General features: G+C 37.6%; 22 protein-coding genes. 6 read left to right on the top strand and 16 right to left on the bottom strand.

Translation table 11 applies throughout. From position 1 onward, the window contains the following. Nucleotides 1-47: 47 nt before the first annotated feature. Nucleotides 48-1,175: a M20 family metallopeptidase gene (locus BK574_RS21370; protein ID WP_078430023.1), complete on the bottom strand. Its 1,128-nt coding sequence runs from the start codon at nucleotides 1,173-1,175 to the stop codon at nucleotides 48-50. Between the two features lie 267 nt (nucleotides 1,176-1,442). Between BK574_RS21370 and BK574_RS27685 the strand changes: the two genes are divergently transcribed. Next, complete coding sequence (locus BK574_RS27685; RefSeq protein WP_158211714.1) at nucleotides 1,443-1,592, top strand: hypothetical protein; 150 nt, start codon at nucleotides 1,443-1,445, stop codon at nucleotides 1,590-1,592. 195 nt (nucleotides 1,593-1,787) lie between these two features. Here BK574_RS27685 and BK574_RS21365 read toward each other — a convergent pair whose 3' ends face one another. The 3 genes from BK574_RS21365 to BK574_RS21355 form a co-directional block, all read right to left on the bottom strand. Beyond that, nucleotides 1,788-2,198: a YugN-like family protein gene (locus BK574_RS21365; protein WP_075387893.1), complete on the bottom strand. Its 411-nt coding sequence runs from the start codon at nucleotides 2,196-2,198 to the stop codon at nucleotides 1,788-1,790. 115 nt (nucleotides 2,199-2,313) lie between these two features. Beyond that, complete coding sequence (locus BK574_RS21360; RefSeq protein WP_078430022.1) at nucleotides 2,314-3,660, bottom strand: glucose-6-phosphate isomerase; 1,347 nt, start codon at nucleotides 3,658-3,660, stop codon at nucleotides 2,314-2,316. Nucleotides 3,661-3,738: 78 nt separating this feature from the next. Next, entirely contained in the window at nucleotides 3,739-4,902 is a 1,164-nt protein-coding gene (locus BK574_RS21355; RefSeq protein WP_078430021.1) for an iron-containing alcohol dehydrogenase, read from the bottom strand. 245 nt (nucleotides 4,903-5,147) lie between these two features. On the opposite strand from BK574_RS21355, the gene BK574_RS21350 reads away from it, so the two are divergent. Further along, the gene (locus BK574_RS21350) at nucleotides 5,148-5,375 is read left to right on the top strand and encodes a DUF378 domain-containing protein (protein ID WP_075387890.1); all 228 of its coding nucleotides are present in this window, start codon (nucleotides 5,148-5,150) and stop codon (nucleotides 5,373-5,375) included. An 81-nt stretch (nucleotides 5,376-5,456) separates the two neighbouring features. Here the strand turns inward: BK574_RS21350 and yugI are convergent, their stop codons facing one another. From yugI to BK574_RS21325, 5 genes are all read right to left on the bottom strand, one after another. Beyond that, entirely contained in the window at nucleotides 5,457-5,894 is a 438-nt protein-coding gene (gene yugI / locus BK574_RS21345; protein WP_075387889.1) for a S1 domain-containing post-transcriptional regulator GSP13, read from the bottom strand. Nucleotides 5,895-5,963: 69 nt separating this feature from the next. Further along, nucleotides 5,964-7,172, bottom strand: a complete 1,209-nt coding sequence (locus tag BK574_RS21340) for a DEAD/DEAH box helicase (RefSeq protein WP_218970606.1) — start codon at nucleotides 7,170-7,172, stop codon at nucleotides 5,964-5,966. A 10-nt stretch (nucleotides 7,173-7,182) separates the two neighbouring features. Continuing rightward, nucleotides 7,183-7,974: a hydroxyethylthiazole kinase gene (gene thiM / locus BK574_RS21335; protein ID WP_078430019.1), complete on the bottom strand. Its 792-nt coding sequence runs from the start codon at nucleotides 7,972-7,974 to the stop codon at nucleotides 7,183-7,185. 363 nt (nucleotides 7,975-8,337) lie between these two features. After that, complete coding sequence (locus BK574_RS21330) at nucleotides 8,338-9,519, bottom strand: aminotransferase (protein ID WP_075387886.1); 1,182 nt, start codon at nucleotides 9,517-9,519, stop codon at nucleotides 8,338-8,340. Next, nucleotides 9,519-10,019 carry an Lrp/AsnC family transcriptional regulator gene (locus tag BK574_RS21325; protein WP_078430018.1) on the bottom strand — a complete coding sequence of 167 codons (501 nt, stop codon included), beginning with the start codon at nucleotides 10,017-10,019 and terminating at the stop codon, nucleotides 9,519-9,521. The genes BK574_RS21330 and BK574_RS21325 overlap by 1 nt, the downstream gene beginning before the upstream one ends. Nucleotides 10,020-10,198: 179 nt before the next feature. Between BK574_RS21325 and BK574_RS21320 the strand changes: the two genes are divergently transcribed. Beyond that, nucleotides 10,199-10,828, top strand: coding sequence for a cysteine hydrolase family protein (locus tag BK574_RS21320; RefSeq protein WP_078430017.1), 630 nt, complete (start codon nucleotides 10,199-10,201; stop codon nucleotides 10,826-10,828). Between the two features lie 213 nt (nucleotides 10,829-11,041). Here BK574_RS21320 and BK574_RS21315 read toward each other — a convergent pair whose 3' ends face one another. Then, entirely contained in the window at nucleotides 11,042-11,512 is a 471-nt protein-coding gene (locus BK574_RS21315; RefSeq protein WP_075387883.1) for an S-ribosylhomocysteine lyase, read from the bottom strand. A 180-nt stretch (nucleotides 11,513-11,692) separates the two neighbouring features. Next, entirely contained in the window at nucleotides 11,693-12,130 is a 438-nt protein-coding gene (locus BK574_RS21310) for a hypothetical protein (RefSeq protein ID WP_078430016.1), read from the bottom strand. 171 nt (nucleotides 12,131-12,301) lie between these two features. On the opposite strand from BK574_RS21310, the gene BK574_RS21305 reads away from it, so the two are divergent. Both BK574_RS21305 and BK574_RS21300 read left to right on the top strand, forming a co-directional pair. Then, nucleotides 12,302-13,495, top strand: coding sequence for an MFS transporter (locus BK574_RS21305; RefSeq protein ID WP_142248092.1), 1,194 nt, complete (start codon nucleotides 12,302-12,304; stop codon nucleotides 13,493-13,495). A 426-nt stretch (nucleotides 13,496-13,921) separates the two neighbouring features. Next, nucleotides 13,922-14,761, top strand: coding sequence for a YihY/virulence factor BrkB family protein (locus BK574_RS21300; RefSeq protein WP_078430015.1), 840 nt, complete (start codon nucleotides 13,922-13,924; stop codon nucleotides 14,759-14,761). A 53-nt stretch (nucleotides 14,762-14,814) separates the two neighbouring features. Here BK574_RS21300 and BK574_RS21295 read toward each other — a convergent pair whose 3' ends face one another. The 4 genes from BK574_RS21295 to BK574_RS21280 form a co-directional block, all read right to left on the bottom strand. Beyond that, nucleotides 14,815-16,065 carry an MFS transporter gene (locus tag BK574_RS21295; RefSeq protein ID WP_078430014.1) on the bottom strand — a complete coding sequence of 417 codons (1,251 nt, stop codon included), beginning with the start codon at nucleotides 16,063-16,065 and terminating at the stop codon, nucleotides 14,815-14,817. 19 nt (nucleotides 16,066-16,084) lie between these two features. Further along, on the bottom strand, nucleotides 16,085-16,984 hold the full coding sequence (locus BK574_RS21290) for an ArsR/SmtB family transcription factor (protein WP_078430013.1): 900 nt from the start codon (nucleotides 16,982-16,984) through the stop codon (nucleotides 16,085-16,087). Between the two features lie 179 nt (nucleotides 16,985-17,163). Further along, the gene (locus BK574_RS21285) at nucleotides 17,164-17,736 is read right to left on the bottom strand and encodes a TetR/AcrR family transcriptional regulator (RefSeq protein WP_078430012.1); all 573 of its coding nucleotides are present in this window, start codon (nucleotides 17,734-17,736) and stop codon (nucleotides 17,164-17,166) included. A gap of 259 nt (nucleotides 17,737-17,995) precedes the next feature. Next, nucleotides 17,996-19,522, bottom strand: coding sequence for an AbgT family transporter (locus tag BK574_RS21280; protein ID WP_075387877.1), 1,527 nt, complete (start codon nucleotides 19,520-19,522; stop codon nucleotides 17,996-17,998). Nucleotides 19,523-19,914: 392 nt separating this feature from the next. On the opposite strand from BK574_RS21280, the gene BK574_RS21275 reads away from it, so the two are divergent. Further along, nucleotides 19,915-20,187, top strand: coding sequence for an HU family DNA-binding protein (locus tag BK574_RS21275; protein ID WP_078430011.1), 273 nt, complete (start codon nucleotides 19,915-19,917; stop codon nucleotides 20,185-20,187). Nucleotides 20,188-20,446: 259 nt separating this feature from the next. Here the strand turns inward: BK574_RS21275 and BK574_RS21270 are convergent, their stop codons facing one another. Then, nucleotides 20,447-21,289, bottom strand: coding sequence for a DegV family protein (locus BK574_RS21270; RefSeq protein ID WP_078430010.1), 843 nt, complete (start codon nucleotides 21,287-21,289; stop codon nucleotides 20,447-20,449). Nucleotides 21,290-21,437: the final 148 nt, after the last annotated feature.

Here is a 21,437-nt window from a genome sequence, read left to right as displayed (position 1 = left end):
AGAAATTAGACCGTGCATAAATCGGTCAAAATGGTTTCGAAGCTAATTCATGAAATTCTTTGAATCGTCTTCATAAGCAATTCGGACCGTTCAGTTAAAGTAGGTATTTCTAAGTATTCTCTGTCACTGTGTGGGTTACCACCGACTGGACCTAATCCATCAATGGTAGCGACTCCTTGTGCCGAAGTAAATGATGCATCTGAGCCACCGCCTGTTTTAGTATCTGTTACTTCTAATCCCATTTCATGACCGACTTGTTGAATTACGTATAAAAGCTCTTTCGTTTGCTCATTTTTTACCATAGGTGGACGATCAATGTATCCTGATAATTCAATTTCAGTTCCATACACATCTGTCGTTGAACATACTTCTTGTATTTTATGTTCAATTTCTTCTGCTTGGTCTAGTGATGAAATGCGTACGTCGACATGCCCGACAGCACTAGGAGATACTGTGTTAATCGAGTCGCCACCTTCGATTAATCCGACATTAACTGAAATTCCGTTAGCATGGTCATTCAATTCATGTAACTTTACAATTTTATAAGCTAATTCTTCAATTGCACTTCTGCCTTTTTCTGGCTCAATTCCAGAATGAGCTGCTCTTCCTTTCACATTAATCGTATAGGATCCCTTACCTCGTCGAGCGGACACTAGCGAACCATCCTTTCGTGCAGGTTCCATAATCAAGGCATACTTTTTTCCAATGGACTTTTCTTCAATCAATATTCTTGAAGTCGGTGAACCGATTTCTTCATCACTATTTAAGACAATTTCAACATTCTTGTATGCATCATCGTTCAACTCAATTAAAGCCTTCATCGCATACAGAACTGAAACTTGACTAGCTTTCATGTCAATGACACCTGGACCGTATGCAAAATCCCCCTCGACCGTATATGGACGTTCGCTTGCTGTTCCTTCTGGAAAAACTGTATCTAAGTGAGCCACTATTAAAATTTTAGGATCGAACGCATCTTTATGGTTAATCACTAGATGGTTTCCAAGCTCTTCTTGCTCGACGACCTCAACATGAAATCCGAGTTCCTCATATTTTGCTTTTAATATCGCTCCGACTTTATCGACACCTTCTTTTAAGTAAGAGCCACTATCTATGTTCACAAGCTGCTCAATTAACTCTAGCATTTCTTCTTGTTTATTGGTGAAACACTCCATAATACCACTCCCTATTTGTATTATCTCTTTTTAAATCCCAGATCGTTCTAATTTCACTATATCCATAAAAGGATTAAGAGTCGATAGCATGTATATTTTACTAGTTTAATATATATAGTTTTTTAAATATATAGTAAATTATGACATCTTAATATCTTATTGCTAAACCACAATTGCCAAAGTGCGGGACAAAGATAGGCGTTTATTTTCTACTGAACGAATAATATAAGTCGATATTCAAAAACTAGTGTCGGAGGTGAATATAAAATGAGTGATTGGAATAAACAAGCGGCGAGAAACAATCACGACCAACAGCCACATAAAGAAAAGAAGAATAAGGAAATTGCTGAACAAATGGTCGAAATGGATGTGTTAGAAGAAGTAATGCAAGATGCGAAGGCGATAGATAAAAAATAGCTGAATTCCATAACTGTGGCCTTAATGATAAGTATACTTATTTAACATCATCGGCGTGTCCTCATCTAAAACCACTACATTTAATCAGTAGTGGTTTTAGATACTGCGTTCGTTTTAGGTCTGAAAGGCTTTTCTAACCTAAAACTTTCTTAATTAAACGTTTGATTAATAGTTGTGTTCGCCTTTTGAAACCGTCTACTGAGGAAAATACAGTAGTGTGGCTTCAAGCTCTTGAATTAAACTTTGACCAGTTGCGACCATTTCTTTCGGAAATGGTGCATCTTTTTGTTCTGGCTCTGCAAATTGATTCATTAACGAATTGTACTCCATTACATTGTCGTCGAGATCGTCTTTGTAATCATGGTTAAGTAAAAAAGGTTTACCTAGCTCTACTTTGACACCTTTTTGGTCAATCTCCCCATCTACTGCTTTAAACGGAACTCTTAAGTATAAGTATTTATCTTCGTCAGCATCGATCTTATAGTCAAAATAGCCATGATCATAATCCCAGTTCCCACCAATAATATAGCCAAGCGGTTTCAACTTTTCTTCTAAGTGTTGAAGCTTGAATTGTTTATTTTCTATGGCAGAATTTAATTCAATCATCCTGCTTCACCCTTTCCACATCACGTTATTACTATTAGCTTACCCCGTTTTACATTAAAAATGCCCTACCAACTCAAACGAGTAGCAGGGCATTATCTTACTTAAAATCATTCAGTTATAGACGCTTTTCAAGTTCTGCTTTTTCTTTTTCAAATCCTGGTTTTCCGAGGAGCGCAAACATATTCTTCTTATACGCCTCAACCCCTGGTTGATCAAATGGATTTACACCTAAAAGGTAGCCACTAATCGCACAAGCTTTTTCGAAAAAGTAGACCATATAGCCAAAGTAATATGCATTCATCTCGGGGAGATTTAATATTAAATTCGGTACACCACCATCGGTATGGGCAAGCATCGTTCCTTGAAACGCTTTTTTATTAACAAAATCAATCGTTTCACCAGCTAAATAGTTTAAGCCATCAAGATCATTTGCCGCTTCCTCAATGGTTAGCTCTTCTCGGACTTTCTCTACATTAATGATCGTTTCAAATAAATCACGGCGGCCATCCTGAACGTATTGTCCCATCGAGTGTAAATCGGTTGAGAAGTTAACAGACGCAGGAAAAATTCCTTTTTGATCTTTTCCTTCACTTTCACCATACAATTGTTTCCACCATTCTGAAACATATTGAAGAGATGGCTCATAGTTCACCATTAACTCAATCGTTTTACCTTTGTTGTAAAGAACATTACGAACAGCGGCATATTGATACGCTTCGTTTTCTGCAAGCTTAGGACTACTGTATGCTTCGCGCGCATCTTGTGCCCCTTTCATCATTGCTTCAATATCAATACCTGCAGCTGCCAGTGGAAGAAGCCCTACCGCAGTAAGTACGGAAAACCGACCGCCCACATCATCAGGGATAACAAATGATTCATATCCCTCTTCTGTAGCCACCGTTTTTAACGCACCTTTAGCTTTATCAGTTGTAGCATAAATACGAGATTTCGCTTCTTCTTTTCCGTATTTCTTCTCTAAATAGTCACGGAAGATTCGGAAAGCTATCGCTGGTTCTGTAGTCGTTCCTGATTTAGAGATTACATTAATGGAAACATCTTTTCCTTCGATGACAGTCAATAGATCTTTCACATACGTAGAACTAATGTTGTTTCCAACAAAGAATACTTGAGGAGCCTGACGTTTGTCTTTTTCTAATATGTTATAAAATGAATGTTGTAGTGCTTCAAGAGCAGCTCGAGCACCTAAGTAGGACCCACCAATTCCTATAACCAAGAGAACATCCGAATCAGATTTAATTTTCGCTGCAGATTTCTGAATCCGTGAAAACTCTTCTTTATCATAATTTACCGGAAGGTCAACCCATCCGATGTAATCACTGCCTGCTCCAGATCCATTATGTAATTGCTGATGGGCCGTTTCAACTGCCCCACTTAAATAATCGATTTCATGTTGCTCAAAAAATGGAAGTGCTTTTGAATAATCAAAGCGTATGGTTTTCATTGTGATCCTCCTAAACAAATTCTCCACCCTATTTTTCTTTTTTATCTTTTCCTTTATGTGAAGGAGACATGCTCATTTTTACAATGCAGCAGTTAATATTTTCTCTGTATCTTCTTTATTTAATTTCTTATAATTACCATAATCTCCAAAAACAGTAGCAATACTTGCCATTTCCTCAATACGGCTATTATCAATGTCATAATCAGCTAATCGCGACGGCGCACCAATGCTATTCCAGAACTGAGCTAGTTGTTCGATTCCCTCTAATGCAATTTCTTCATTTGTCTTTCCTTCAGGTTCAACACCAAATACGCGTGTAGCTAACTGAACGTGACGCTCTAAGTTTTCTGACATGGCATATTTAATCCAGTGTGGAAAAATAATCGCAAGTCCACCACCATGCGGAATGTCATATACAGCAGAAACGGCATGCTCGATATTATGCGTTCCCCAGTCTCCACGTGCCCCCATTTGTGTAATACCATTTAACGCCATTGTACCGCAATAAAGGATCGTTTCTCGGTAATCATAATTTTCTAATTCCTCGACTAGTTTGGGACCTACTTCCATTACCGTTGTGAGAATCGACTCACAAATTCGATCTTGTAAAGGTGTATTTGATGCTTTGTGGAAATAGGCTTCAAGCACATGACTCATCATATCGACAATTCCATAAATCGTTTGATCTTTTGGCACAGAAAACGTATGAACAGGATCCAAGATTGAAAATTTCGGGAAAGAAAACGGACTTGACCAGCCAACTTTCTGATTTTTTTCCCAATGAGTGATAACAGAATTAGCATTCATTTCAGATCCTGTTGCAGCTAATGTTAAAACAGTTCCTAACGGTAATGCACCAGTCGGACGTGCTTTTCTCGTAATAACATCCCATATCTCCCCATCAAACTCAGCTCCAACAGCAATCGCTTTCGCTGCGTCAATTACACTTCCTCCACCTACAGCTAAAATGAAGTCAATGTTTTCTTCACGACACAAATCAATACCTTTTTGAACCGTAGTTAGTCGTGGATTAGGCTCTACTCCTGACAATTCAGCAACATGCGCATTAATTTTTTCAAGTTCGCTTAAAACATTGTCATAAATGCCGTTCCGTTTAATACTACCTCCACCATACACAAGGAGAACACGATTTCCGTATCTTCTCACTTCTTTACTAAGTTGTTCTAATTGACCTTTTCCAAAAATTAACTTCGTTGGATTTACAAACGCAAATGATTGCATGTATTCAACTCCCCTTTCACCCTAATTATTATCAAGTTCATGCTGAGTTGCAACTAATGAGACTGCATCTGATATTATTTGATACTTATTTGATATTTACTAGCAGATTCCTTTTAAACAACGGATTAATTTTTCGTCAAATTTTTTAGAACTGCGTATAATGCATATTTCTTCGCAATTTACCTCATTCTAAACAAAGAGCACTATCTTTATCAGTGCTAATTTAATTAATGGAGGTGGATGTTATGAGTGGCATTCAGCGTACAGCGTTAGTATTGGCGATCATAGGGGCCATCAACTGGGGCTTGATTGGTTTCTTCCGATTTGACCTAGTAGCTGCAATCTTTGGTGGTCAGGCAGCTGGTTTTTCTCGCTTCATTTATGCACTTGTTGGTTTAGCTGGACTTTATTGTATTTCCATTCTCTTTAAGCCTGATGAAGAGCTGGAAAGAAGTCCTCAGCCTGAGCGTTAATATTGAATAAATACCTATCTATATTTCGAAAAAGAAAAGGAGAGACCTGTTTCCGTATCAGGTCTCTCCTTTTCTTTCCTATTAGCGCTTTGAGCGTTTGTTTAATTCTGCTTGAATTTCATTTGATTGCTTTAACCAATCTTTTAGCTTATCTTCAAGCGTGTTGAATCCTTGAGTCGTGTTTTGTTTTTCTTGTTTTCTGCCGCCACCTTGTGGACGTGCTCCTTGTGGACGTGCTCCTTGTGGACGTTCTTTTCTTTCTGGACGCTCTGGTGCTGGTTGAGTTGCACGAATAGATAAAGAAATCTTCTTCGTGTTCTCATCGATTGTTAAAACCTTTACTTTCACCTCATCTCCCACTGATAAAACTTCATTAATATCCTTAACGAAACCGTGAGCTACTTCAGAAATGTGAACGAGCCCTTGTGTTTTTTCATCTAATGCTACGAATGCACCAAATGCTTTAACACCCGTTACTTTTCCTTCTACAATGCTACCTACTTCTAAATTGGCTACCATACAAATACAACTCCTAAATATTTTTTAACCTTCTTAGTCTAACACAACTCTTGCATTAAATCAAAAAAATTACTTTTTAGCGGCACTCTTTACATCCTTTTCATTAACTTGTTTATTGCTACTTTTATTGTCTATTTCATTAAAATTGCGGTCTGTTAACTTCCCATACTGATATTGCTTTTCGTGGAGCTCTATTTCAAATGCATCTGCCCACTTCTTTAATTTATTGATCTCATGACGCGTAATTAAAGAGATGACGGTCCCTTCCTTGCCCATTCGCCCTGTTCTTCCCGCTCGGTGTAAATACCCATCTTTTTCTTCCGTAAGCTGCAAGTTAATGACATGCGTTACATTTTGAATATCAATACCGCGTGCAGCAACATCTGAAGCGACTAAGATATGGAGATCTCCATTACTAAATTTCTGCATAACATCAGCCCGTTGGAATTTATCTTGCTCACTCGAAAGGGCCCCTACTTTCATACCGTGATACGTTAACTTTTCCACTGTTTCCTTCACTCGTTCTAAGCTGTTTACAAAGATCATCCCTCTGGTAATATTTAGATTACGGATAATCCCTCTTAAATGATCAATTTGCTGCCTTCGATCTCCGACAATAAAAAGATGTTCGATCTTATTTTTTACTATTCCCTGATTTACAGAAAGGAAAACTGGGTCTTTCACCTTTTGCGATAACCGGTTAATGAGTTCTGGTGTAGCTGTAGCCGAAGCATAGATAAATTGACAATTCCCTGGCATTTTCCGCTCTAATTGTACATAGTCTTCATTACTTTTTCTATCTAAAATTTGTCGATCCGCTTCATCAAATACAATGGCTACTAGATGATGAAGTTTTAATTTTGTTTCTGCTAATTCAAGGATCCTTCTCGGCGTTCCAACAACAAGCTGTGGCTTTACTTTTTTTAATTTTTCAAGCTGCCGTTTGATGTTGCCACTACCGATTAATGCTTCTACTGCGAACGACGTTTCTTTTGTTAACTCTTTTACTTCTTGAAAAATTTGCATCGCTAACTCTTGTGTAGGTGCAATAATTAGTACTTGAAGTTCTTTTTTTGTTTCATCGAGTTTTTCAAGTAAGGGAAGCACGAAAGCTAATGTCTTTCCACTCCCTGTTTGCGAATGTAACACTGCATTTTTACCTGCTAAAATTTCTGGAATTCCTTGTTCTTGGATTTTTGTAGGAGTTTCAATTCCTTGCTCTGTTAGTGCTTTTACGAAAGTATCAGAAACGCCTAATTGTGAAAACGTTTGACTCATCATTATCCCTCTATTCTATAATTGCAAGCTTTTTGTATTGTTCATATTGTTCGACAGTCATTTGATGTAATACATTTAAAAATGATTCCTGGTATGTAGCAATTCCCTGTTTTTGTGAGTATTCGTATGCGATCTCTCCTGCGATTCCATAAAAAGCTAACCCTTCCGCTAACGCTTCAATTGGTTCGTCTGGTTTCATCGCAAGAAATGCACCTAATACAGCACCTAGTAAGCAGCCTGTCCCTACGACTTTCGTCATCCAGAAATGTCCATTTGAAATTTCATATGTTTGCGATCCATCTGTTACTACATCGACTTCACCAGTAATGACTGTTATTGTCTGAAATAATCGACTCGCTTTTTTTGCCAACATGTCCTTCGGTAACGAGGTTGAACCATCAACACCCTTTATGATACCACTTTCGCCGAGTAATGCCGCAATTTCTCCACCGTTTCCTCGAAGAACCGTGACATTAACTTCATTTAGAATACGCATCGTCGTTTCTGTTCGATAAGACGTTGCCCCAGCTCCTACTGGATCAAGGATCACAGGGACGCCAGCTTCATTAGCTGCTTTTCCTGCCATAATCATCGCTTCCACTTGTTCTTGGTTGAGGGTCCCAATGTTTAGTAATAATGCTCCAGCGATTTTAGCCAAGTCAGCTACTTCTTCTTTTGCATAAGCCATTACGGGTGATGCCCCAATCGCAAGTAACCCATTAGCAGTAAAATTAGTCACAACCACATTCGTCATGCAATGGATGAGCGGTTGCTCTATTTTTATTTTTTCAAATGTATTCATCAATTACACCTCAATTTATTTTATTCACTAGTATAAACCTTTGCAAGAAAGGGAATAACTGTTTACTACCATATAGTATTCCCCCTTTTAAGACAAGGCGTAACCGCTTTGTCTTTTTTTTGTTAAATTATTGCGTGCCATTTCTTAGTTTAGATAAAAATAACGAAATTATCGTCCTTCTAACAAAAAAAAAACTCCTACCAATATGAAGTACTAACAAAAAATGGCTATCAAATTAACCTTCAATTTGATAGCCATTTAAAATATTATATTTTAATTTACGATAAGAAACAGGATCCTTTTCTACACTAGCTTAGTCATCTTTATGAAGCTAAACAGGAAACCTCTTTAATTTCATAAATTTTAGCGTGTATGCTTTTCTAAAAATCTTCCGATACGGCGAACTGATTCTTCAAGATTTTCCATCGATGTTGCATACGAACAGCGAATATGACCTTCTCCACCTTCACCAAAAACATCTCCAGGTACAACCGCAACCCGCTCTTCGAGAAGTAGTTTTTCTGCAAATTCCCCAGAGTCATATCCCGTATTTTTAATGGATGGAAACGCATAAAATGCACCACCAGGCGTATGACAAGGTAAGCCAATTTCAGCATATGATTTAACAATAAAGTTACGACGCTGATTGTAGCTTTGAACCATTTTTTTCACATCGGCTAAGCCATTTTGTAGTGCTTCGAGCGCCCCATACTGAGCAGGTGTAGATGCACACATCATCGTATACTGGTGAATTTTTAACATCGCTGCTGTAATGTCTTCTGGAGCAAGGGTGAAACCTAGACGCCACCCAGTCATGGCAAATGCTTTTGAAAAACCAGAAATGACAACGGTACGATCACGCATATCTGGTAAACGAGCGATGGAATAATGACTCGTTTCATAAGAAAGCTCCGCATAAATTTCATCAGATAACACAAGTAAGTCATGCTTCTTAATAACATGAGAAATGAGTTCTAGCTCTTCCTTTGTCATTACAGCCCCTGTTGGATTATTAGGGAAACAAATCATAACTAACTTTGTCTTTGGTGTAATCGCTGCTTCTAATTGAGCAGGTGTTACTTTGAACTCATCTTCTTTCTTTGTACCTACTGACACTGGAACGCCTCCAGCGAGAGAAACAATTGGAGCATACGATACAAAAGTCGGCTCAACGACTATTACTTCATCACCTGGGTCGACGAGGGCACGAATGGCAAGATCAATCGCCTCACTTGCACCAACCGTTACGAGAACTTCACTATCTGGACTATAAGGCAGGGCAAATTGCTGACTCATATATTTCGATATCTCTTCTCTTAATTCAAGGAGGCCTGCATTGGCTGTATACGCTGTAAATCCTCTTTCTAACGAAGAAAACGCAGCTTCTCGTACATTCCAAGGGGTAACAAAATCAGGTTCACCGACCCCGAGAGAAATAATATTATCCATTGTCGACGCCAAATCAAAGAAACGGCGAATTCCTGATGGTTGAATGGATTGAACAGATTTAGACAAACGACGGTTTACTTTAGTTGATTGGACCATTACGGAGTCACCACGATTCTACGGTCTTCTTCTCCATCTTCGAACACAACCCCATCATGCTTATATTTTTTTAATTGAAAATGAGTTGTCGTCGAAATAACAGAATCGAGCGTCGATAATTTATCTGATACGAAGCGTGCAATTTGCGACATGCTTTTTCCTTCAATAACGACCGATAAATCATATGCTCCAGACATTAAATAAAGAGCCTTCACTTCAGGGAAACGATAAATTCGTTTGGCAATATCATCAAAACCAACCCCGCGTTGTGGTGTGACTTTGACGTCAATCATCGCTGTTACATTTTCCTGGTCATATACTTTACTCCAGTCAATGACTGCAGAATAACTTAAAATGACCTTCTCTTTCTCTAACTTTTTCAAAATCCCCTCAACTTGTTCTTCACTTAACTCCACCATTTTCGCTAGAGTATTTAAACTAACGCGTCCGTTTTCTTCAATAATTTGAAGAACTTCTATTTCTTTACTATTCACTCCAATACTCCCCTTCCTGTCTAATAGCTACATGTGTACTTTTATTTCGTTAATAATATCATATTAGTCTAATGAAATGGTCTTGCTCTTTTAAAATTTCAGACCAAATTTTTTCTAATTTTTACACGTTTCTTCAATATGTTAAAATCATGCAAGACATGACTTGTTTTTAAGGAGGTTTTTTTATGCCGATTATAAATGAAGACTTACACGAATTTGTTCCCGATAATAAAAGTGTTGCCCTACTCATTATTGATATGATTAATGACTTTGAATTTGATGACGGGAAAAAACTGTTTGCGCACGCCTTACCAGCCGCTAAAAAAATTGCTAAATTAAAAGCTGCTGCTAAAAAGCAAAAGGTCCCCATTATTTATGTAAACGATAATTATGGTAAGTGGCAATCTGATTTTCGCCATCTTATCGACCATTGTTTACATGATGGCGTTCTTGGCAAAGAGATAACGGAGCTTTTATTACCAGACGATGACGATTATTTCGTCTTGAAACCTAAGTTTTCTGGTTTTTACTCTACGCCACTAGATTTATTATTGCAGTACCTAAAAGTAAACACCCTAATGATTACGGGTGTTGCTGGAAATATGTGTGTACAATTTACAGCCAATGATGCATATATGCGGGATTTTGTATTATACGTGCCTTCAGACTGTGTCGCCTCAAATGACCCAATGGTTAACGAAGAAGCACTCCACCTTATGAAGACAGTACTAAAAGCATCCACTCTACCTTCAATTACTTTAGATATCGAAGAAATAATTACTAAAGCGAATGAAAGTGAGCCCAAACCACTTTAAGTGGTAGGTTGCCATTGAATTGATTAAAAAACACCTCTCCTATACCACAATAAAAGATCCCTAGTCAGCCCTCCCTTTGAATCCACTTTTTTAGTGAAATAAAAGAATTGCAGTCCGTCTCATAATGTACAAAAAAACGCATGGATATCCGCTCTGAAAATCCATGCGTTTTTGCTTGTGATTGGAACTTATTACTCTTTCATTTTGTATCGTCTAGAATACTTCTTTTAAAAAGTCCTTATCATGAGAGAGCCAGTGGTTCATCAACTTTTTTGCTCCTTCAAGATCGTGGAGCTTCGCTTGTCCGCATTGTTTTTCATTCGCTGCTGGAACTTCTTTTAGTTCGACTGAATAATTCATCGTTTTATCAAGAACATCGATCATATCTTCAATTGTTGGTTCTCCACTAACAATTAAATAAAACCCTGTTTGACATCCCATTGGTGAAAGATCAATGATGTCGTAATGATCTTGGTCCTCCGCAAAGCGACGAATATTTAAAGCGAGTAAATGTTCTAATGTATGAATAGCTTCAGGTCTCATTGCCTGTTTATTCGGCTGACAAAAACGAATATCAAATTTATTCACAACCCCGTCAGTTCCAATCTTATGTGTTCCACAATGACGGACAAATGGAGCTTTTACAATGGTATGGTCAAGTTCAAAACTTTCTACTGATGGCATAGATGCTCACTCCTATACAAAATTTCATTTTCCAACAAGTATACGTGAAAAGACAAGCTTTTGTCTAATAAATTCTGAAAATTACACAGAATTCAAACAAATGTCTTATTTCAGTATCTCAATGCTACAGTTAAAATGAAAGAATTAAGCTCGACTTCTAGTGGACCTGCAGTTAGTTTTTTATCTCGACTGTTCAGTCATTCCTGGTTCATAGCCATTTAATTTAGTGCATTTAATATGATGTTCGGTTGCAAAATCATATAAATCTTGATCGTACGTACTTGGTGTAAATTTAGTTAATTTCCAGCGCATGCCTTTATGTGGTTTAATCAATACGGTCGGAACATCTCTTAATCTAACGAAGTACATCTCTTTAATTTCACTTGCACTTGCTTCTTTCTTGATGAGAGCTAAACCAAATAAATTAATTTGGTAGGATAATGTCTTCTCATTTATTTTAAATTCATACGATAAAAACATTGCACACACAAAAATAACGAAAGCAATATAAGGCAAAAATAGAACTCGTTCGTTAAACATAAATAAGTTTATGACCGTTAAAAAAATCAAGATAACCCAGATCGTTTTTCCTTCTTTTGTTTGGTACTTTTTCTCCAATTTACTTCCCCTCCAACAGTCCATTATCCTTATTATAGTACGAATTTCAAAAGAGCCCAACACATTTCCCTTTCATATTTCTGTCAATTCCTTTATAATATTTAGAGTAACGAAATAAATTTCAACAAGAAGGTGTGTACCTTGACGATAGAAAAAAAGAATATTGTCATTATGTGGTTTGCGAACTTTCTAGTTGCTGCTAGTGCTACGATGGTGTTACCATTTTTGTCATTGTACATTAAGACGTTAGGAGATTTTTCAGAAGCTTACGTTCAGCAATGGGCAGGTTACGTGTTTGGTTTAACGTTTCTCGTTGCCTTTTTGGTTTCACCGATCTGGGGTAGATTTGGCGATAAATACGGTCGTAAAAAGATATTAGTTTTTACTTCGGCAGGAATTGGGATTAGCGTCCTATTAATGGGGTTTGTATCCTCGGTAACTGAACTATTCATACTTAGAGCATTTATGGGGTTTGTCACTGGCTTTATCCCAACCTCTGCTGCTTTAATTTCAGCCCAATGTAAAAAAGAAACAGCAGGCCGAACGCTTGGAACGCTTCAAACTGGAACGGTTAGTGGTGGATTATGTGGACCTCTATTAGGTGGAGTATTAGCGGATACGGTTGGGTTTCAATACACTTTTACAATTACAGGTGTCGTGATTATTTTTGCTTCTATTCTCGTTGCCTTCGGTATTAAAGAAGTTGTATTTAAAGAAACGAATGCTGAAAAGAAAGTCTATACGAGAAAAGAAGTTGTGATGCATATTATTAAAAGTCCAATACTAATGTCGGTCATGATGATTTCTCTCGTTATACAAGCGGCTAACTTTAGTATTCAACCCTTATTAGCTCTTTACGTACACGAGTTAACGCGAACCGAAAATCTTGCATTTCTTGCTGGTTTCGCTTTTTCTGTAACAGGATTAGGAAATCTTCTAGCTACTCGAAAATGGGGCGATTTAGGAGATCGACTTGGACACGGAAAAATCCTTATTATTTTATTGTTTTTATCGGCTTTATTTTTTATTCCTCAAGCACTTGTCACAGAGCTTTGGCAATTAATAATTTTACGCTTTTTATTCGGACTGCAAATAGGCGGCTTGCTTCCTTGCATGACAGCTTATATTAGACACCTTGCACCACTATCTGTACAAGGTGAAGTATTAGGGTATAATGTCAGTTTTCGATTTTTAGGGAATGTCGTTGGACCCGTGATGGGTGGCGTAGTCGCTGCATCTTTTGGGATCGCAATGGTTTTTTATATTTCTGGCTTCCTACTCGTTCTTAGTGGCGTCTTTTTATGGATAGCTGTTGCACGTGAAGGGAAAAGGAAAGAAGATAAAGAAACCCATTTGTCAGCTTAAAATTAACAGAAAAAAATCGCTAGGGAGTGAATTGGCCTTAGCGATTTTTTTTATAACGAGTCTGAAGATTCAAACTGGAATTTTAATAGGGGTATCCTCCTTTTACTGACAATATCTGTTCCCAAACTACTTTTTAGAAGTCATTACCCCCTTTTTATTGGTAGCTTTTAAGCCTAATCTGTGCTTTAGTCTACAATATTTCCTTTTATTGGAAGTGTTTAAACCTAATCTGTGCCTTAGACGATAATCCTCCCTTTTACTGGAAGTGTTAAAGCCTAATCTGTGCTTAAGAGATAATAGTCCGTGTAATGTTTATTCGTTCTGTTTTGGGGGATTTATAGTAAGGGAAGGATTCCTTCTTATGCTGTGGAATTTCTACAGAATGAAAGTTACTTGATCTTGTTATTAAAGAAAAGGATGAGCGCTATGCCAAATCGCGTACCACCTCTTTTATTTTTTGCAGAATTATATGAGCAATTTAAAAAAGACCCGATTCAAGATTGGGCCGCACAGCTTGCTTTTTATTTTCTACTTTCTATTTTTCCGTTATTAATTTTTATTTTAGCGCTTCTTCCATATTTACCTCTTGATGTTTCACAGGTTTATGAGTTCGTTGAAGATTATGTGCCATTTGAGCTTGCTGATTTATTTATTACGACCATTTTAGCACTTGTAGTAGAGCCTAAAGGAGGCTTGCTCTCTTTCGGGATCATTGCGACAATCTGGTCAGCTTCCAACGGGATTAACGCTTTAATCCGTGCGCTTAACAAAGCTCATAATATCGATGAAACTCGATCTTTTATTGTTGTTCGACTTTTGTCGATCCTACTTATGTTCGGTTTAGTTATTGTATTTATTGTTACACTCATCTTACCTATCTTCGGGAAGTTAATACTCGAAGCAATAGACGCCATTTTCCACATCCCATATCAGTCCTTTATTTTGTGGAACAGACTTCGCTGGGTCATTGGGATTGTCATTATGACCGTCGTTTTAATGTTACTGTATATGATTGCACCCAATCGAAAACTTGCTTTTAAGGATGTCGTTTACGGTGCTATTTTTGCAACCATTTCATGGCAGCTTATTTCTCTTGGGTTTTCTATATATGTTACGAATTTTGCTAATTACTCTGCCACTTACGGTAGTTTGGGTGGGGTGATCATACTGATGTTTTGGTTTTTCTTAAGTGGGCTTATTCTAGTCATTGGTGGAGAAATCAATGCTACTTTACAAAACATCAAAGCCCATGAAAAAACGAGATAACATACAAACCCCTCAGTTGGATCTTATCACCAACTGAGGGGTTCTTCCTAACTTTATTTAGGAACGGCCACTTGAAGTGGTACTTGATCATCATCGGCAACTTCATCATTGAGATGATAGAATACTTTCTGGAACCAAGCAATCGTAATCGTAATCATTGATAGAATACCAAGAAGCGTAAACAATGCGGTTAGACTCCACATTTCTGCAAAAAAACCACCGAATGCTGCCCCTAATGGCATGCCTGACTGGGCGAGCAACGTACGTACCGCAAACACGCGGCCACGAATTTCATCAGGAACTCGTTTTTGGTAAAACGTTGTGTTATTAATTGTAAAAACCATCGCGAAAAAACCAGAGAACATCACAACAATGAGTGCCAACCAATACGTCGGTACCCATCCTAGCAGAGCAAGTAACGCCCCACCCATCCATAGACTACCTAACATCACTCTACGAAGGTTTTTCGGTTGTTCAAAAGTGCCCGTCACAAGAGAACCTAGTAACATTCCTAACGGAAAAGCGGACATAAACAAACCATACTGAAACTCATTACCACCGAGATGATCAAGGACAAATGGAAGAAACATCGGCATCGCTGCACCCGAACTAAAATTAGAGACCATTAATAAAATTCCTATCCAGAACAATACAGGATACAACCGATAAAATTTAAGTCCTGCCTTAAATTGAACAAACCACGTTTCTTTCTTCTTGCTAGCGACTCTCTTTTTCGAACTAGGTATGAATAATAGGACGAAACCAGATACGGCCATACAGGTTACTAAAAATGCCAAAACAGGTACAATGCCTAGAACAGACATGAGTAACCCACCAAGCGCTGGTCCAATTAACATCATTAACTGCATTGTCCCCTCTAAGAAAGAGTTTCCTTTTAACAAGCGATCTTTCGGTAAAATTTGTGCAACATAAGCCATACTCGTTGGGCGAAATAACGGTTCTGCTATTCCCATAATGGCTGCCACTACATACAAATGCCATACATTAAGTAATCCTAGTGGATATAATATGAGCGGGACTAAAAAAACTCCTGCACGAACCCATTCTGATAAGATCATAATTTTCTTGCGATCAAAGCGATCTAAGTATGGTCCTGCTAACAACGTCGTCAATAAAGACGGAACCATAAACGTAATCCATATACTTCCCATCGCCATTTTTGAGCCTGATAATTCGTAAACAAGCCACGAGATAATAAATGTAGCAAATGTTCCCCCGAGTGCCGAAGATGCTTGAGCTAACCAAACTGCGGAAAATGCACGATTTTTTAATAAATCTCCCATTCTTTTCGCCTTCCCTTTATCACGTAATAAAATCGGTTAATAAGTTTTCTAAACCTGTATATCCATCTTCTCTAAACCGATATTGGTCTGGTTGACTTTCATATACTACTAAGCTTAGTAAGCCTGCAGAACGAAGCACAATTAAATGGTGGTGGACGGTACTTTTAGCTAAACCGATATGCTTTTGGATATCCGAAAATGTTCGGTCACCTTTTGCTAGATATTTTAAAATTTTTAAGCGGTTTTCATCCGTTAACGCCCGTAACTTTCTCATTAGTAAAATGGAAGGACTACCAGCAGCGTTCGGCATGGCATCGACAGGATAAAAATAAATGCGCTGACTTACCGTCTTGTCATGTAAAACGGTAGGTGAATAATGATACTGTGGAATTAACACAATTTCTCTGCTGCTTTCTTTTGGTGGAATAATACCGTTTGTTAATTCCTCTACTACTTGGCTAACCGTTTTTTTCTTTAAGGCTTTTTTTGCGCTTTGTACACTTTCTCTTAAGTTATTGAAGATTTTCTCATCTATCGTTGTAAAATACGTGTTGTACCATTCTATTAAAAGTGGAATAACATCTTTTACATCTGGAGGTATTTGCTCTTTAAATTCTGTACACTCGTAAGCGGGCTTGATCAGGTTTTTCGTTTCTTCCTCCTCTATTTGTGTTAACAGTTGCAGAATACTCTCGTTTTCATTAACCTTCTGAGACAATAAGTAATACTGAATGACCGCTAGCTTTGTACGCGTTTCTTTATTAGACACTACATGTAAAAAATCATCACTTAAGACTGGTTTAATTGCGTTGACCCAATTAACCCCTAAATCCATCTTCTTATGTGCTCCTTTATCTGAAAACACATAAAGACTTATTAAAAATTCAAAGATCGGATGAAATTTGACTGTCACTTTCATTCAGTTCGACTCCTATCGAATTATTTATAGTTCGATTATAATCGAACTATAAACTTTCTACAAGATCTCTTTTTGTGAATATTTTCAAATTTTTATTTGTACTTTCATCATTTAATAGGTAAGCTTTCTAACCCCCCCCCCAAAAAAAGACTTTCTCCTCAGAGAAAGTCTTTCGTCAGCTATTTCGCTAATCCATCCATTAAATATAAATTAAATAAATTCGCAATATCTTCTTTCGATAATCGATCGTGCTTCACTCCCCAAACATGGGCAAGGGAGATATACATTTTTAAGATAATAAAAGCTGTTATTTTAGGGTCACATGCTTTCAGTTCACCTTTATCTAACGCATAGTGTACTTCTTTTTCGATAAACGCAATAATTTCTTCTTCTAGTCGAGCAAGCGCATCGATGCAAGCTGGTGTCCCAAACTCTTTTACTTCTTGATAAAGCTTTATTGTTAAAGAATGTTTTTCGCGATAATCAAGAATTCGAATTAACGACTGGTGTAAATTTCTCGAGAAAGGTTGGTTGCGATCGATTTCTTCCAAAGCAACTTCCTTCATTTCTCTAGCTAGATCATCAATAATTTCTTGAAATAACTCTTCCTTTGTTGAAAAAAAAGTATAAATGGTCGCTTTTCCAACTTTAGCGATTTTTGCTACATGATCCATTGTTGTTGCTTTATATCCGTATAAAGAGAACGACTTGGTTGCAGCATTAATAATGATTTTCTTTTTATCTCGTGCCACGATTTACCCTCCGCACACTTATGACTAAAATACATTTTTATGTCAGTAAGTATTTCTGTCTATAGTTACTATTTGCAAACTAGCTCGCACTTAGACACTGTATTTATAAAGTGAAACTTCCATCAGTGATGGTTTCCCTCTTCCCCCACTGATGGTTAGTTGAGGCCCACACGATGTGGGTCACACAGACGGTGCCACAGGACGTAGCGCATTTAGTCTGTGTTCATTTAGCTATTACTGCCAGTTGTTGTGGGATAAATTACGGTTGATAATGAATTGGAGAACCTGGTCCTAAATCAATTCCAAAGAACATCCAAACAATTAGCATAATGATCCAAACGATCGAAAATACAATCGAATAAGGGAGCATCGTGGAAATTAACGTTCCAATCCCAATCTTCTTATCGTATTTTTGCGCAAATGCAATCACGATCGCAAAGTAAGGCATAAGTGGTGAAATTACATTTGTTGTCGAGTCAGCAATACGATAAGCCAACTGTGTTAATTCTGGTGAATAACCAAGATTCATCATCATCGGTACGAATACTGGCGCCATAATCGCCCATTTCGCTGAGGCACTTCCGATAAACAAGTTAATAAATCCTGCTACAACAATAAAAGTTATGAGTAAAGGTAATCCTGTAAATCCAGTCGTTTCTAAAAATTCAGCACCTGAAATCGCTAAAATTAAACCTAGATTTGTTTCGTTAAAATAAGCTACAAATTGCGCAGCAGCAAAAGCTAACACAATATAAGCCCCCATCGTAGCCATTGTATCTGAAAGTTGGTCAGCTACGTCTTTATCCGATTGAATGGATTTTGTAACTTTTCCATAAACAAAACCAGGAATAAAGAACATGATTAAAATTATCGGCACTAGTGATGAAAAGAATGGTGAGTTGATCACTTCTCCATTTTCACCACGTAACGGACCCCACTCTGGAGCAATTAATAAAGCGATCGCTGCTCCTGTTACGATAAATGCAAGCAAGGCTCCAATTAACCCTTGCTTTTCAACAGTCGAAATTCCGTTTACGGTTTCTGTCACTCCACCTTTGTATTTCCCTAAACGTGGTTCAACAATTTTATCAGTTACAATTGTACCAACGATCGTTAGTACGAATACACTCGCAATCATGAAATACCAGTTCATCGCGTAGTTCATCGCAGCTGCATACTCAGGGTTTAACACAGCAGCGGCCTCTTGCGTTAATCCACCTAATAACGGATCTAATGATGTTAATAATAAATTCGCACTAAAGCCAGCTGACACACCAGCAAACGCTGCAGCAAGACCAGCTAAAGGATGTCTTCCTAATCCAGCAAAAAGAACAGCCCCTAATGGTGTTAACACCACATAACCTGCATCTGCTGCCATACTAGACATAATACCACCGAATACAAGCGCTGCAGTAATTAGTTGTTTCGGAACCGATGTAACTAGAGCACGTAACGCTGCACTAATTAACCCCGACCGTTCCGCAATACCAATCCCTAACATCGTCACAAGTACCGTACCTAACGGTGCAAAACCTGTGAAGTTAGCAACCGCACTCGTAAACATATATTTAATTCCTTCTGCACTCATTAGGTTTTTAACTTCTAATACTTCCCCTTCATTCGTCGGGTGCTCGACAGAAAGACCAAAAGCCGAGAAAATTCCTGATAGTAATATAACAATAAAAGCGAATATCACAAATAATGTTACTGGATGTGGAAGTTTATTACCGACACGTTCTATCCCATCTAGAGAACGATAAATAATCCCTTTGTTATTATCCCTCATGTTTCTCCTCCTTAATAAACTAGTAAAAATATTATATTAGAAACACATTTGCACATTATAAACAATCTCGGATTAGGAAGAAAGGCAAATACAATAATTAAGAATTTTTAAACATTTAATGAACGGGTAAACTTTATGTTTCCATTTACTTTTTTTCTCCGAAGTCTTGAAGCGGGGCTATTACTGCCAGTTGTCGCGGAATAAAATGGGTAATAACACCAAACCCAGTGCTATTTACTAGTGAAAGTACGCGCATAACAGCAAAAATATGTACTAATTTAGTTAAAAAGTGTAAAAATACTAAGAAAACGCTGTTTCGATGTATATTTATTATAAAAACGGTAACGATGATAGCAACTAAGTAAAATTAGTAGATTTGGGAGGGAAAATTTATGAATAAAACTGAACTTATTAACGCTGTCGCTGAACACTCTGAGCTTACGAAAAAGGATGTCTCAACTTGTGTAAACTCACTTTTTGAAGTCATTTCTGATACACTAGCAAAAGGTGAAAGTATACAAATTATCGGTTTTGGTAACTTTGAAGTGAGAGAGCGCGCTGCAAGAAAAGGTAGAAACCCACAAACGGGTGAGGAAATCGAAATCGCTGCAAGTAAAACTCCTGCATTTAAAGCAGGGAAACAGTTAAAAGAAGCCGTTAAATAAGCTTACATTCGAACTACTTATTTCAACTGAAATTTTACTGCGAAGCGAAATCGAAAACTGGAGCAAGACTTATGTGAGTAGACTAATTGAAATACATGGATTAGAGATTAATCTTTTCTTTCCATCCACTTAAAAAGTACAGCTTTTTAAGTGGTACAAAAAAGGCCGTAATGTGCGGCCTTTTTTTATTCCCTAAATTTTTCAAACACAAGAATACGGGTATGCCTTTATAGCTCTCAAATAGAGTTAAAATGACAATTTATTCAGCATAATACATTACAGCAATAGCTCCAGGTCCTGTATGTGTACTAATGATTGGCGTCGTAAAAGCAATGTCGGCTTTATCTACTTCCGCCTGATCAGTTGAAAGTGCTTGCTTAACTTGATCAGCAAGTGACTCTGTATCAGCATGAGCGATTCCAATCGATTTTACCGTTTTTCCATTTGTTTCTTTCTCAAACTGCCCTTGAATAAACTTAATGAACTGGCTATGCGTCCTAACTTTTGTGACTGGTGTGTAAACTCCATCATCAAGTGACGCTACAGGTTTTATTTTTAGTAACGAACCAATTAACGCTTTTCCTCTACCAATCCGTCCACCTTTTACTAAATATTCTAACGTATCGACCATGAGATACAGCGATGTATTGGATCGCACTTCTTTTAATCGTTGTAAGATTTCTTCTTTACTTTTTCCTTCTAACTTCATCTTTGCTGCTTCGATAACTTGAAAAGAAAGAGCAGCTGATATAAACATTGAGTCAACGACGGTAACTGGTACATCGACTAACCCTGCCGCAGTTTCTGCCGCAGTTACTGTCCCACTCATTCCAGAAGTCATATGAATAGAGATGATTTCACTACCATCTTCCCCTAATCGATTATATGTATCTACAAATGTACCAACAGCTGGTTGAGATGTTTTGGGAATTTCCTTACTACTCTTTAATTTACCTATGTATTCTCTCGATGTTATATCCACTCCGTCTAAGTATGATTGACCTGCGATCGTTACTGATAGTGGGACAATTTCAACACCTAAATCTTTTAGTTGCTCATAAAAATCAACAGTAGAATCAGTTACAATTTTTATTTTTTTCATACTTACCCCTTCTTTTTACGCAGTTATAAAAGTAAAACTTTCATCAGCGAGGGTTTTCCTCTTCCCCCACTAATCGTCAGTTGATGCGAGATAATGAACTTCTTTTCTATTTAAATATTATATACAAAGCTTAAGCTTCTACTAAGTA

The organism is Alkalihalobacterium alkalinitrilicum, assembly GCF_002019605.1.
In the GTDB taxonomy this organism is placed as follows: domain Bacteria; phylum Bacillota; class Bacilli; order Bacillales; family Bacillaceae_F; genus Alkalihalobacterium; species Alkalihalobacterium alkalinitrilicum.
Note: the sequence above shows the minus strand (reverse complement) of the source record. Positions and strands in the feature narration are given on the sequence as shown.

Excerpts from the sequence above, each read along its gene's own strand:
- BK574_RS21370 (WP_078430023.1), bottom strand. The coding sequence starts at position 1,175 with ATGGAGTGTTTCACCAATAAACAAGAAGAAATGCTAGAGTTAATTGAG.
- BK574_RS27685 (WP_158211714.1), top strand. The coding sequence starts at position 1,443 with ATGAGTGATTGGAATAAACAAGCGGCGAGAAACAATCACGACCAACAG.
- BK574_RS21365 (WP_075387893.1), bottom strand. The coding sequence starts at position 2,198 with ATGATTGAATTAAATTCTGCCATAGAAAATAAACAATTCAAGCTTCAA.
- BK574_RS21360 (WP_078430022.1), bottom strand. The coding sequence starts at position 3,660 with ATGAAAACCATACGCTTTGATTATTCAAAAGCACTTCCATTTTTTGAG.
- BK574_RS21355 (WP_078430021.1), bottom strand. The coding sequence starts at position 4,902 with ATGCAATCATTTGCGTTTGTAAATCCAACGAAGTTAATTTTTGGAAAA.
- BK574_RS21350 (WP_075387890.1), top strand. The coding sequence starts at position 5,148 with ATGAGTGGCATTCAGCGTACAGCGTTAGTATTGGCGATCATAGGGGCC.
- yugI (WP_075387889.1), bottom strand. The coding sequence starts at position 5,894 with ATGGTAGCCAATTTAGAAGTAGGTAGCATTGTAGAAGGAAAAGTAACG.
- BK574_RS21340 (WP_218970606.1), bottom strand. The coding sequence starts at position 7,172 with ATGAGTCAAACGTTTTCACAATTAGGCGTTTCTGATACTTTCGTAAAA.
- thiM (WP_078430019.1), bottom strand. The coding sequence starts at position 7,974 with ATGAATACATTTGAAAAAATAAAAATAGAGCAACCGCTCATCCATTGC.
- BK574_RS21330 (WP_075387886.1), bottom strand. The coding sequence starts at position 9,519 with ATGGTCCAATCAACTAAAGTAAACCGTCGTTTGTCTAAATCTGTTCAA.
- BK574_RS21320 (WP_078430017.1), top strand. The coding sequence starts at position 10,199 with ATGCCGATTATAAATGAAGACTTACACGAATTTGTTCCCGATAATAAA.
- BK574_RS21315 (WP_075387883.1), bottom strand. The coding sequence starts at position 11,512 with ATGCCATCAGTAGAAAGTTTTGAACTTGACCATACCATTGTAAAAGCT.
- BK574_RS21305 (WP_142248092.1), top strand. The coding sequence starts at position 12,302 with ATGTGGTTTGCGAACTTTCTAGTTGCTGCTAGTGCTACGATGGTGTTA.
- BK574_RS21300 (WP_078430015.1), top strand. The coding sequence starts at position 13,922 with ATGCCAAATCGCGTACCACCTCTTTTATTTTTTGCAGAATTATATGAG.
- BK574_RS21295 (WP_078430014.1), bottom strand. The coding sequence starts at position 16,065 with ATGGGAGATTTATTAAAAAATCGTGCATTTTCCGCAGTTTGGTTAGCT.
- BK574_RS21290 (WP_078430013.1), bottom strand. The coding sequence starts at position 16,984 with ATGAAAGTGACAGTCAAATTTCATCCGATCTTTGAATTTTTAATAAGT.
- BK574_RS21280 (WP_075387877.1), bottom strand. The coding sequence starts at position 19,522 with ATGAGGGATAATAACAAAGGGATTATTTATCGTTCTCTAGATGGGATA.
- BK574_RS21275 (WP_078430011.1), top strand. The coding sequence starts at position 19,915 with ATGAATAAAACTGAACTTATTAACGCTGTCGCTGAACACTCTGAGCTT.
- BK574_RS21270 (WP_078430010.1), bottom strand. The coding sequence starts at position 21,289 with ATGAAAAAAATAAAAATTGTAACTGATTCTACTGTTGATTTTTATGAG.